This is a genomic window from Bacillus sp. FSL K6-0993, from assembly GCF_037977205.1.
In the GTDB taxonomy this organism is placed as follows: Bacteria; Bacillota; Bacilli; order Bacillales; family Bacillaceae; genus Bacillus; species Bacillus subtilis.
Map to the genome: position 1 here is coordinate 3,905,925 of NZ_CP150275.1, position 11,608 is coordinate 3,917,532.

Annotated in this window: 15 protein-coding genes and 2 pseudogenes; all 17 read right to left on the bottom strand. The window is 38.6% G+C overall.

Annotated elements, in window-relative coordinates; genetic code table 11:
- Positions 1 to 13 precede the first annotated feature (13 nt).
- Positions 14 to 466 carry a hypothetical protein gene (locus tag MHH79_RS20215; protein WP_100506073.1) on the bottom strand — a complete coding sequence of 151 codons (453 nt, stop codon included), beginning with the start codon at positions 464 to 466 and terminating at the stop codon, positions 14 to 16.
- Positions 467 to 538: 72 nt separating this feature from the next.
- A pseudogene (locus MHH79_RS20220) lies at positions 539 to 865 on the bottom strand (DNA-binding protein); the annotation flags it as partial.
- Between the two features lie 119 nt (positions 866 to 984).
- Positions 985 to 1,401, bottom strand: coding sequence for a hypothetical protein (locus MHH79_RS20225; protein ID WP_063336302.1), 417 nt, complete (start codon positions 1,399 to 1,401; stop codon positions 985 to 987).
- Between the two features lie 50 nt (positions 1,402 to 1,451).
- Entirely contained in the window at positions 1,452 to 1,745 is a 294-nt protein-coding gene (locus MHH79_RS20230) for a DNA-binding protein (protein WP_251217878.1), read from the bottom strand.
- Between the two features lie 696 nt (positions 1,746 to 2,441).
- A complete protein-coding gene (locus MHH79_RS20235) occupies positions 2,442 to 3,377 on the bottom strand; it encodes a DMT family transporter (RefSeq protein ID WP_251217879.1) in 936 nt (311 codons plus the stop codon).
- A gap of 151 nt (positions 3,378 to 3,528) precedes the next feature.
- Positions 3,529 to 3,975 (bottom strand): universal stress protein, encoded by a 447-nt coding sequence (locus tag MHH79_RS20240; RefSeq protein ID WP_003227162.1) that lies wholly within the window; start codon positions 3,973 to 3,975, stop codon positions 3,529 to 3,531.
- Positions 3,976 to 4,077: 102 nt separating this feature from the next.
- Positions 4,078 to 5,487 carry an aryl-phospho-beta-d-glucosidase gene (gene bglH, locus MHH79_RS20245; protein WP_063335949.1) on the bottom strand — a complete coding sequence of 470 codons (1,410 nt, stop codon included), beginning with the start codon at positions 5,485 to 5,487 and terminating at the stop codon, positions 4,078 to 4,080.
- 22 nt (positions 5,488 to 5,509) lie between these two features.
- A complete protein-coding gene (bglP, locus tag MHH79_RS20250; protein ID WP_100505998.1) occupies positions 5,510 to 7,339 on the bottom strand; it encodes a PTS beta-glucoside transporter subunit IIABC in 1,830 nt (609 codons plus the stop codon).
- Between the two features lie 372 nt (positions 7,340 to 7,711).
- Complete coding sequence (locus MHH79_RS20255) at positions 7,712 to 8,014, bottom strand: contact-dependent growth inhibition system immunity protein (protein ID WP_340034868.1); 303 nt, start codon at positions 8,012 to 8,014, stop codon at positions 7,712 to 7,714.
- Between the two features lie 414 nt (positions 8,015 to 8,428).
- Positions 8,429 to 8,815: a hypothetical protein gene (locus MHH79_RS20260; RefSeq protein WP_340034869.1), complete on the bottom strand. Its 387-nt coding sequence runs from the start codon at positions 8,813 to 8,815 to the stop codon at positions 8,429 to 8,431.
- An 83-nt stretch (positions 8,816 to 8,898) separates the two neighbouring features.
- A complete protein-coding gene (locus tag MHH79_RS20265; RefSeq protein ID WP_131228263.1) occupies positions 8,899 to 9,150 on the bottom strand; it encodes a hypothetical protein in 252 nt (83 codons plus the stop codon).
- A gap of 10 nt (positions 9,151 to 9,160) precedes the next feature.
- A complete protein-coding gene (locus tag MHH79_RS20270; protein ID WP_340034870.1) occupies positions 9,161 to 9,610 on the bottom strand; it encodes a hypothetical protein in 450 nt (149 codons plus the stop codon).
- Positions 9,611 to 9,770: 160 nt separating this feature from the next.
- Positions 9,771 to 10,103, bottom strand: coding sequence for a hypothetical protein (locus tag MHH79_RS20275; protein WP_003218937.1), 333 nt, complete (start codon positions 10,101 to 10,103; stop codon positions 9,771 to 9,773).
- Positions 10,104 to 10,124: 21 nt separating this feature from the next.
- Positions 10,125 to 10,367, bottom strand: a complete 243-nt coding sequence (locus MHH79_RS20280; protein ID WP_250503690.1) for a polymorphic toxin type 50 domain-containing protein — start codon at positions 10,365 to 10,367, stop codon at positions 10,125 to 10,127.
- Between the two features lie 270 nt (positions 10,368 to 10,637).
- Positions 10,638 to 10,976, bottom strand: coding sequence for a hypothetical protein (locus tag MHH79_RS20285; protein WP_014478445.1), 339 nt, complete (start codon positions 10,974 to 10,976; stop codon positions 10,638 to 10,640).
- 15 nt (positions 10,977 to 10,991) lie between these two features.
- Positions 10,992 to 11,145, bottom strand: a pseudogene (locus MHH79_RS20290) (T7SS effector LXG polymorphic toxin); the annotation flags it as partial.
- A gap of 144 nt (positions 11,146 to 11,289) precedes the next feature.
- A complete protein-coding gene (locus MHH79_RS20295) occupies positions 11,290 to 11,607 on the bottom strand; it encodes a hypothetical protein (protein WP_041519597.1) in 318 nt (105 codons plus the stop codon).
- Position 11,608: the final 1 nt, after the last annotated feature.

Here is an 11,608-nt window from a genome sequence, read left to right on the forward strand (position 1 = left end):
TCATCCCTATACCTTATTGGATATCCTGCTTATAAACACCAGAAGAGGTCACTGCGTAAACAGCATTACTCGTTAGTTTCAGCTGTTGAACGTCTAGGGCTTCACCATTCGAATCACAACATGTTATCTCTTCCATCTCTTGACTCACATCGGCAGAAATCAAATAAAGAGACGACTTAAGGTCTGCACTGTAACAATTGAACGACCCAACCAAAAAACCTTCTTCGGATATCGCGAGCTGATCAAATGCTTCTGAGTCCGGCTCTTTATCCGACAGAATCCACACCCGTCTCACAACCGTTTCATCAAATGCGGCAATGACTGCATCTCCGTAATACAGCATATAAATCACGCCGTTTTTTTCTGCAAGTCCATAACAATCATCTACAGCCGGCGCATCCATTTCTTCGAGCTTTCTATCAATGTGTATTTCCTTCTGCTGACCATCTAACGTAAAACACCACACACTATGGCCGTCAGGATTCCCATTATCATAAATGCCTTCATCATTTAAACCCACCCAAAGGTTTTGTTTCTCATCCAAAAGACAGCAGGAAACCCCTGAAGGTAAGTGAAAAGCACTTTTCACCCTTCCCTCTTCTGAAAAAACCTTTACCTTCGGCTCATACGATTCGTAATAAACGAAGACATAGCCATCTGCACATTGTTGAAAGAGCTGAATATCGCTGTATGCAATCTGCTCTTTCACTCTAAAATCCCGAACGTCACCGGAAGGATCATAGATTGAAATAGTGATATCACCTCTCTCACCTTTTCCAATGTAGACACGCCCCTGTGCATCGGCATGGAAAAAACAATCTTGGGTGTCCATGTTGATGATTTTATTCATTTTTAATTTTTTCATTGGTTATGCTCCCAGGTTAGAAATGAAGTGATAATTATGCATTTATTAGCTATTAGTAACGGACAGCCTAGTTTCATTAATCGTTTTGGGATAAATCTACTTTCCAATTCAGCTTTAAATCATTTAGTGTTTAATTGGTATGCATAAAACGATTGATCATCAAAGCGAACTGTTTCAGCTTCTATAGCAATCAGCATTCTGTTCATGTCAATAAGAAAGTTAGCATTTGATTGATACTCCGGAATTATAGAATTTGATAGATTCCCGATTCCTTCTGGATGGTAACTCATCTCAAACACTTGCCAATTGTATTCTTCCGGATCTATTTTTTCCAATCTTATATCACCGTCACCTCCATTAAAATAAACAGAAGCAACATTTTGAAATATAATATTATGCGTATATTCAGCTTTATTTTGAACAACCTGAATCTCAATTAAGAGTTCTTTTTTAAACACATTAAAATCTAAATGAAGGACACTGCACCCCTCATCTATATAATCAACCCATTCATTAATCGTTTGATACATTGTCATCCCCTGCTTCTTTTTAATCAATAACGCCTTGCCACCAAGCAGAAAACAAATTACTCCGTATATTGTTTGATCCAATCATTTAAATCATCTGTTGAATGCAAATAAGTTTCAGGAGAATCTTTCAAATCAATCCCGCTTAGAAGGATTAACATACTCCAGACTCTATCATCTTCTACTTCGGGGTCATCCGCATGAACATAAGTTCCAGCCCAATCTGACACTTCTTCTCTTATTGTTTGTCCATTTAAGACACTTTTGATTTTATTTATGCATTCTATTAGATTTGTCTCGCTCAATTTGATCACCAGGCACTCAATATTCGTTTGGTATACCGACAATTCTATTTATTTTATTAAAGCCTGCTGAGCAATCAGATGATCAACAGACAATTCGGTAAAAGATCCTCTACCGAATGAATTCTATTATTCGCTTTGAAGATCCAAACAATTTATTTAATACTTGTTAAATGTTATTTAGAATATTTTCTCTGTTTCTTGACCCTATTCTTATAATCTCGGAGTCTATTATTTCTATACGTTAGAAGACAACATTCAGTAAATCTTTAACAAGTGTTTTTTCTGTTAAATAAACTCTGCTCAATATATCCTTTAACTAACGTCTTTTTTAGTAAAATGTTATACTCATTAACAACAATTGCATTTTTATATTCTTCTGCTTATGTTTTCATAAAAGAAATTTTTATGATTAAATAAAGTATTAGTTTTTAAATTAGAGTATATATAATCATTACTATCGTTTTTTGATACCAAGTAAGTTTTCAATATATTGTATGCTCTATTGTTTTATATTCTTTTTCAAGCCCATCATAGTCATTAAGAGTTGATATTTCATCAAAATAGTACATTCACTTTTCCTTTTACTAATTGAGAAAGCCTTTTTTCCGCACCAATAATTTGAAATAACTGTATTATTGATTTAACATGTTAGCTTCATTGGAATAGGATTACAATATTTTTCTGGAATGTTTATGTTATTTTAAGAATCAAAAAAAGGCCGCATAGGCCTTTTTACATTTTCCATTATTGCATTTGTTCAATATCCGTACCCTCAGCTGTCACATTCGCCTTCACCTGCCTCCTGACAAGCGTCAAGGCCATGCCCGCAAAGATCAGCACGATGCCAAGCGTTTGATAGAGGTCAGGGCGGAAGCCTGTGAAGACGGTATCGAGCACGATCGCGACAGCGGGGTCGAGAAATACAATGATTGAAATAAATTTCGTTGATAAAAATCGCAAACTGTCAAAAAACAACAAATATACAATACCCGTATGGATGATGCCGGTAGATACCACCATAATCCAGTTTCCCTGAGATAGATCAGCAAAAGCGCCAAAGTGAATAAACGGAATCAGGATGATAACCCCTAAACCCGTCTGCAAGAAGGTGGTCGTGTAAGGACTGAGATTGTGAATGCCTTTTCCCAATAAAGTGGTGAACGCATAAAACAATGCGGCGAGAACTGCCCATATGATCCCTGATCCCATCAGCTGTGTCAATGAAGTGCTGCCGTTAATCCCGGAAATCAGCGCAGTTCCCAGAAAGCAGATGATAATGGAGCTGACGGAGATCACATTTAATTTCTCTCTGTAGAAGAAGCTCCCCAGAAGAAGAACAAGCACCGGCGCTAGATGATAAACGGAGATGGCAATTGTAACGGACGTTTCTTCAAAAGACTTAAATAAAAACACCCAGTTGAATACAAGAAAGAAACCGCACGCCAATGTTTGCAGCACGTCTCTCTTGCTCCATTTTTCAGTTTTATACTGGCCGGACCCCAGCCAGCAAAGGCCTAAAAACAGCGTCGCGCAAAGGCAGCGGACAAAGACCAATTCAAATGACGGCAGATTGGTATGCTCTGAGAAAAAGCCGATGGAGCCGAAAATCACCATAGAGATGACCATTTTGATTACGGCTGTTGATTTTTGTTTTGACGATACGGAAAGATCCTGTTGCATCAAACGTATTCTACCTCCAGTACTGCATAGCATAAACTGTTTTTTATAAATTCAGAAATCTACACATGGAATTCCTCTTTTTTACATGTGGATATTATAACACTTCTATTCTAAATAGAAAAAAGCGCCCGAGGGCGCTTTTTTTACAAATCTATCGAACAATTAAAACCGGGCATGTTGATAATTGAGACACTTTATGGCTGACGCTTCCAAGCATCATTTCTTTCAGGCCGCTGATCCCCCGGCTTCCGACTACAATCAGGCTGACGCCTTTCTCTTTTGCGTGATTTAGTATCTCATGCGCCGGCTCGCCATTCGCGTAAATGGTTTCAGCTTGAACGCCTTTTTCGGCTGCTTTTTCTTTTGCATTCTCAAGGATTTTCAGGCCCTCTTTTTTAACCTCGTTCCTGATTTCATCAATAAAGTGTTCAGGCACATAGACAATTCCCGTCAGAGAAGAAGTCGTGACGACGGCTTCTCTCCCCACATGAAGAATGCTTAGTTCCGCTTGTTGCTCTTTTGCCAAATGCACCGCGGCATCAAGCGCTTTTGCACTCATGTCTGATCCGTCAATCGCTACTAACATTTTGTTAAACATGCTCTTCCCGCCTTTCGGACTGTGGGTGGTTCATCTTTCTCTTTTATTGTCCGCCTGCATTTCGTTATTGTCAATTGAAGCGCATGAGTTTTCAAAAAATTGTCAGAGACTCTCTCCGTTTGTGGCGATAACCTGCTGATACCAGTTGAAGCTTTTTTTCTTGATGCGAGTAAATGTTCCATTTCCCTCATTGTCCCGGTCCACATAAATGAAGCCGTAGCGTTTTTTCATTTCCGCGGTAGATGCGCTGACAAGGTCAATTGGCCCCCATGATGTGTATCCGATTAATTCAACGCCGTCCGCAATGGCTTCGCGCGCTTCAATTAAATGATCACGCAGATAGTTGATTCTGTAATCGTCCTGAATCGTGCCGTCCTCTTCAACCTTGTCTACAGCGCCAAGGCCATTTTCAACAATGAACAGCGGCTTCTGATAACGGTCGTATAAGGTGTTGAGCGTGATGCGCAAGCCTTTCGGATCAATTTGCCAGCCCCATTCTGATGATTTGAGGTAAGGGTTTTTGACTCCGCCCAGCAGGTTGCCCCCTGATTTTGCAAGCTCTTCCGGATCTGTGCTCGCCGCCATCGACATGTAGTAGCTGAATCCAATATAATCCACCGTATGTTCTTTCAAGAGCTCTTCATCGCCTTCAGCCATTTCAATTTCAATATTGTTTTCTGCCAGATAGCGTTTCATATATCCCGGGTATGCGCCTCTTGCCTGAACATCTGAGAAGAAAAGTGTTTTGCGCTCATTCTCCATTGCCGCGAAGACATCCTCCGGCTTAGAAGTCATCGGATAGGTTGTCGTTGCCGCTATCATACAGCCGATTTTCGAATCAGGAATGATGTCGTGGCCTGCTTTGACAGCAAGAGCACTGGCCACAAATTGGTGGTGTGCCGCCTGGTACATCGCGTTTAATTTGTTTTCTCCTTCTTCAAAAACAAGGCCGCCTCCGGTAAATGGCGCATGGAGCACCACGTTAATTTCATTAAACGTCATCCAATACTTCACTTTGTGTTGATAGCGTTTGAAAACCGTTTTGGCATAGCGTTCATAAAACTCTATGACTTTGCGATTCTTCCAGCCGCCGTAATTTTTCACTAAACCGAGCGGCATTTCATAATGAGAGATGGTTACGACAGGCTCAATATGATGCCTTAACAGCTCATCAAACAGATCATCATAAAAGCTGAGGCCTTCTTCATTGGGCTCCTCTTCATCGCCATTCGGAAAAATTCTCGTCCACGCAATCGATGTACGGAACGCCTTAAATCCCATTTCTGCAAATAAGGCGATATCCTCTTTATAACGATGATAAAAGTCAATCCCGTTGTGATACAGATTCAAGGAAGTCATTGATTCATCAAATGGAGACATGATCCCGTTCGGCGATACGTCAGCTGTCGAAAGCCCCTTACCACCCTCGTTATAAGCACCCTCCACTTGGTTGGCAGCAACTGCGCCGCCCCATAAAAATCCTTCTGGAAATCGTTTTGCGTTTGAACTCATATTGATCACCCCATTAGTTTTTTCAAGATAAAGCAAGCAGCGCTTCTTTTATCTGCACTTTACCGATCTCTTTTACCGGCGAAAATGAATATTGGTCTGTGTTGGTCACGATCACCGGGGTAATGACGTCATATCCCGCGGCTTTGATTTGCTCCAGATCAAAGGACACGAGCGGATCTCCCGGTGCGACCTTGTCGCCTTCTTTGACGTGAGCCGTGAACCATTGTCCCTCCAGCTTTACCGTGTCCAATCCAATGTGTATGAGTATTTCAGCTCCCTGATCACTCGTAATGCCAATTGCGTGTTTTGTTTTAAAAATGGTGGTAACGCTTCCATGAACAGGTGACACAACTTCTCCTTCTTCAGGCTCAATGGCGAATCCTTTTCCCATGATCCCGGCAGAAAACACTCCGTCTTTGACTTCACTTAATGCTTTCACTTCTCCCTTAATCGGGCTGTGAATGATCTCTCTGCTGCCTTCATGCACTGCCGGCTGCTGGCTGCCGTCAGAAGGCACATCCTCGAATCCAAGCAAATACGCAGCTGCTGTTCCCGCCGCAAACGCAATCACAAGGCCGATCATCGCGTAAATAAACGTTGGGCCGATAAAGACAGGGATGCTCGGGAGACCTGCATTCCCTCCGACGATATAGGAAGCAACACCCGTCATGCCGTAAAACGCGCCACCGGCTGCACCGCCAATCAAAGCGGCCGCAAACGGCTTTTTCAATCGCATATTCACGCCATACATCGCAGGTTCTGTGATCCCCATCAGTGCCGTGATGCTTGTGGTAAGCGCGAGTGATTTAAATTTTTTGTTTCTGGAGCGAAGGAAGACGGCAAATGATGCTCCCGCCTGCCCCATATTCGCCAAAAACATAGCCGGCAGTAAATAATCGTGGCCGTTTTGAGCGATGTTGTTGATCATGATCGGCACAAAGGCATAGTGCATGCCCGTCATAATGATTAAAGAGAATGTACCAGCCAGCAAAATCATCGCCACCAGCCCTGCATGATCAAACAAATAATTGACCCCAGAAGACAAGTATTCTCCTAAAATAGCGCCAAGCGGACCGACTGTAATCAATGTCAGCGGGACGACAATCAATAGTGTGAATGTCGGAACCACAATCAATTTGAGAGACGCGTGTGTGAAACGGTCAATCCATTTTTCCACGTATGAAGCAATCCAAATCGCCAGCAAAATCGGGATGACCGTTGACGAATAAGTGGCAGCGGTTACAGGAAGCCCGATAAAGGAAATCGGTTTCCCCGCACCGAGCAGGGCTGTCAAATCCGGATGCAGGATCGCAGCCGCAATGGCAGCCGCTACGTACGGATTGCTTCCGAATTTTCTCGCCGCACTCATCGCTAGCAGGAGCGGCAGGAAGTAGAACGCGCCGTCACCGACAGCCGTCAAAATGACATGGCCCTGGCTCTTCTCCGCCATCCAGCCAAACGTAACTGCCAGCGCAACAAGCCCTTTGATCATCCCCGCTCCCGCAATCGCAGGCAGAATCGGGGTAAACACACCGGAAATCACATCAAAGACCGCACTCAGCACATTCTTTTTCTGAGAGGATGAACCAGCGCTCCTCTCATCACTGAGATTGCTATGCCGCACAATTGCCTGATACACCTTCGGCACATCGTTTCCGATAATGATTTGAAACTGCTCGCCGCTGATATTGGTGCCCATCACTCCAGGCAGCTGCTCCAACTGACTGCGATCCGCCTTCGAATTGTCATGAAGATTAAAACGCAGCCTCGTCATGCAGTGAATCACGCGCTGAACGTTGTCTTCACCGCCTACGAGTTGTAATATGTCCTTCGATAATTTATCATAATCCATGTATATACCTCCTTTTTATGGGGGGACTGCTGGAAGAAAGGTGGCCGCCTTTCACCAGCTTTTTTTCTATCAAATGCTGCATCACCTCCTAAAAGAGAATAAAAAAAACCTAAATGACACAGATTGCGAGAGTCTCCTCCTGCACCTGCACCATTTAGGTTTTGCCTGCTTTCGCAGTAACAATCCTGACGGGTCGTTTTATTTGTTTGTAGGTATACTTTAGCACTAGATTTTCAGGATGTCAACGCTTTCATTTTTAGGTTTTGACTATCGTTTCTAGAACAAAAGTAATCATAAAGGTTTGAACTTTAACTTCAATAAAAAAAAACCTTGAAAGGCATTTTTCCAATCAAGGTTAAGAATCGTTACCGTTTAAATTTTTTTTAAAGACTTCTTTATCTGTACTATTATATTCTTTAGCCAATCTATTGGTTCTAAATTAAACGCAGGAAAATACACGCCATCTGCGCAAGATTGAATGTAATCGTTTTGCTCATTTTCTGAATGCTCACTTTCAATAAAATCCGTTAAAAAGACAATAGCATCCTCCAAATATTCTTTACTTTCCTCTGTTAATAACTCTTGTATAGCGTCATCAGGAGTTTCAATATCTTGATGGAATGTTCCAGCTAAAAACTGAAAAACCGGGTCATCTTGCTTATTGATCGATAACATATCATTTCGCTTCTTTTAGGGAAAAATAATAGGATTAATATCCTATATATATTTCATTTTATGGTAAATGTTTAAATCATTCATCATCTAATAAGTTATAGAAGATCAATGGTTCTTTAAGTGTATGCCACTTTAGAAACTCTATTTATATCCGTCTATATCATTTAATTTTTTTATAAGTACTCTTTTCCTGAATATATAAATACCTAAAGGGAACACAAAGAAAAATATACCATATGATAAACCAGCAATCACATATAACTCTATATCGTGAACTTGATTGGCATTTGCTAACCAGATTGTCATGATAGTTAGAACTATTCCTGCTAGGGGGAAAACAATCTGGATGATTAATAATGATTCATTTATTTTTCTCAATAAAAATTTCTCATCTATCTTCTTCACTTTTTATATTTAAACAGAATCTCTTAAAAATTCTACGCTTATCCTGTCAACTTTTATCTCAACATGTTCCCCAATTAAATGAGGATATTCAGAAAAATACTCATCTTCATCAGTAAGAACGATTCCAGCATCAATTGAATCCTCTTGCAAAATTCCCCTAATATAATATTGATATCCTAAACCAATTTGTTCTAATTCTTTTGTTTTTTCTATACTTTCACGAATAACTAACTCATCCAAAATCGTAAAACCAACTAACACAGGATATTTTTTCCCTACTTCAATTTCATAAGGACAGACAGAGGAAAAACCTGTAAATTCTATCCCTTCTATTTCGAGAATCACTTCCTCTTCTATATGTGAATCAAGCCCTTTAACAAATGCATTATATATCATAGGAGAACCTCTTTGTTTTTTATTATATTGAATACAGATTAACACCTTGAAAGGGGGTGTTGCCAATCAAGGTTTTATTATTGCTAAGACTCAAAAGCCGTTTTTTCTGGAAATACAACCTCTTCTCTTTCTAAACAAACTGCTAATCTTTGTACAGCTCGATCAAAATAAAATGTTGACGGGAGATCTTTATCAGGAATTTCTTCTAACTCTGAAAACTTCCTAATTATTTTATTTAATTTCATTTTGCCCATAGTATTTTCATGAGGCCCCAATTTGTAAACCACAGTTTCATTATCTTCATATTCTTTTAGTAATAAAATGTATACCGCCACTGTTTATTCCTCAATTAGTAAAATTCAATTCACTCCACTTTTCTTTTATCCAACCTATTCTTTCATCAGCTTCTTCTGCTGATAGAACGCCTCTTTTGTTTTTGTACTTAATACTTTCTATTGCCCAGATTAAAATGATCTTGGTATATTCCACCGTCTCTATTGTGCATATACAATCTCCTTCATCTTCATCTGCGAAAATATCTTCAATCACTGTTTTATGTTTATCAGAATTAATTAAATTTAAATTCCCGCCACTTTCGAATATTGGTAATTCCCCAGACAATACTTTTAATAATTGATCAATTTCTTCCTTTATGCTATCGAAATCACTAAATATATCAGATCCTAACGAATTACTAATAAGGTAACCATTTTTAAGTATTTTCTCCTTTTCCAAATCCAAAATGACTTCATCATAATCATCTATATATTCAATTGCATATTTATATTTGAGCAATATACTATCTCCGTTATTTCTTATTCACCGGTAGATGGTGTGAGTTAACACAAGCAATATAATGAGTATTTCCCAAACATAATAGGTGATGTGTTTGCAACCTAAAAGAACCTTGAAAGGTTTTAACCAATTTCAAGGCCCCAATTTAAAATTTGTTAATTTAATTATCGCTTTTCCACACTCTTTGACCATCAGTTAATAAAACTGTACTTGGTGGATCATCATAGAGAGAGATTTCAACCAATGAACTTTTTTCTTGTCTCAACCAATTATATACGTTTCCTTCATTCTGAATCGGTTTGGATAATATTTTATTTACTTTAAATGCAGCTGCATCATATTCTGTATAATTATTATCATCTTCGTCCAATCCATTGTCTGTTTCAAAAACAGTATCTAGTTCTCCAATAATCCTTAACCCACTTGTCCATTCTAGTATCAAGTCATTATTTTCATATTTTATTAAAGTTTCAATTAAAGAATCATAGCCCATACGATCCCTCTTTTCTTATTTTTATGGCCTAGATGGTACTATATGCGCTCCGTCTTTTCCATAATGTATTAATCCTTTAGTAGTCTCAACATATTCACCAGTATTACGATCATAATATTTTCCTATTGGTTTTCCAAAGTCTACTCTTTCCCTGCCATTTTTTAAGAAATCGCCTTTCCCTGCATACTTATCAAGCAATTCCTGTGCTTTTTTATTATCTCCATATCTCTTGCTAATAGTTAAGAACTCTTTTACGTTACTCAATATTTATCGCCACGAGCTTGTACGAACTCGTTAGTTTCATTAGTTACTCCAAGATATAACTACCCTGTCATGTAAAATGTCATCTCGCCCCTTTCTCGTTCATGTTCAGTTCCTCAAAGTGTTAAAAATCGATACTCCTTGAAGGTACTACCATCATGAGCTCTCGATTCTCAAACTAATCATTTTCAATTCGCTTTTCACAAATATCAGCTGATTTAATATAAAAAGTAAAAACCTTGAAAGGCAATTCAGCCCATCAAGGTATATGTTTTATTTTTGACTATCCCTTTTCCATACACTTTCTCCGTCAGTTAAAAAAACTGCACTTGGCGGATCATCATAAAGTGAAATTTCAACTAATGAACCTTTCTTTTGTATTAACCAATTATATAAACTACTTTCTTCACTAGTAGGATGAGCTAAAATATCATTTACTTGAAATGTAACTGCATAATACTCGATAAAATTCACATCATCGTCATCCAACCCATTGTCTGTTTCAAAGAGTGTGTCTGGTTCACCAATAATCTTTAATCCACTATCCCACTCTATTATCAAGTCACTATCTTTATACTCTTTTAACGCTTTTATTAAAGGATCATATTCCATGTATATCCTCCTCAAGAGAAAAGCCTCTGCAATCATGCCGTGAGAGTCAGATTCTACAGAGGAAATCGTATGATGTGTTTGTTTCAGCACTTTTTTGTATTCGTCGATAAACATGCCAAAGAAAAGGAGAAAGGGTTTATGAATTAGCTTTATAAAAGATTATTTTTATTAAAAAACCTTGAAAGGCATATAGCCAGTCAAGGTATGATAACAATAACATTATATTTAGAAGTATCAACTACTTCACCTACTGATTTATCTGAGAGAATATCATAATTGTTTTATATATTCTTTCTAATAAAATAAGGCTATTTTAAAGTAACTCCACTCCAACTTGTTTGCAAAATTTAACTTTAAGTCTCTCTTCTTGACCCACATTCATTACCATAACTTTGTCATCTTTTTTTATACTTGTTACATTATTAAAATCACCTGTAAATACTATAGAATCATTAAATGTAATACTTAGACTACACGTTTGCTTATATACATCTAAAGTTAAAATCACCTTGAAATTTTGGTCATCTTTGTAAGTATAAATTAATTCTCCATCATCTATATTGCCTGTTATACTCACTGGCTCACTTTGAAAAAGTTCTAATAGATCATATTCATCATACTTTATAAACATT

Coding starts and splice junctions, on each gene's coding strand:
- MHH79_RS20225 (WP_063336302.1), bottom strand. CDS start 1,401: ATGACAATGTATCAAACGATTAATGAATGGGTTGATTATATAGATGAG.
- MHH79_RS20235 (WP_251217879.1), bottom strand. CDS start 3,377: ATGCAACAGGATCTTTCCGTATCGTCAAAACAAAAATCAACAGCCGTA.
- MHH79_RS20240 (WP_003227162.1), bottom strand. CDS start 3,975: ATGTTTAACAAAATGTTAGTAGCGATTGACGGATCAGACATGAGTGCA.
- bglH (WP_063335949.1), bottom strand. CDS start 5,487: ATGAGTTCAAACGCAAAACGATTTCCAGAAGGATTTTTATGGGGCGGC.
- bglP (WP_100505998.1), bottom strand. CDS start 7,339: ATGGATTATGATAAATTATCGAAGGACATATTACAACTCGTAGGCGGT.
- MHH79_RS20255 (WP_340034868.1), bottom strand. CDS start 8,014: ATGTTATCGATCAATAAGCAAGATGACCCGGTTTTTCAGTTTTTAGCT.
- MHH79_RS20260 (WP_340034869.1), bottom strand. CDS start 8,815: ATGATATATAATGCATTTGTTAAAGGGCTTGATTCACATATAGAAGAG.
- MHH79_RS20275 (WP_003218937.1), bottom strand. CDS start 10,103: ATGGGCTATGATTCTTTAATTGAAACTTTAATAAAATATGAAAATAAT.
- MHH79_RS20285 (WP_014478445.1), bottom strand. CDS start 10,976: ATGGAATATGATCCTTTAATAAAAGCGTTAAAAGAGTATAAAGATAGT.
- MHH79_RS20295 (WP_041519597.1), bottom strand. CDS start 11,607: ATGTTTATAAAGTATGATGAATATGATCTATTAGAACTTTTTCAAAGT.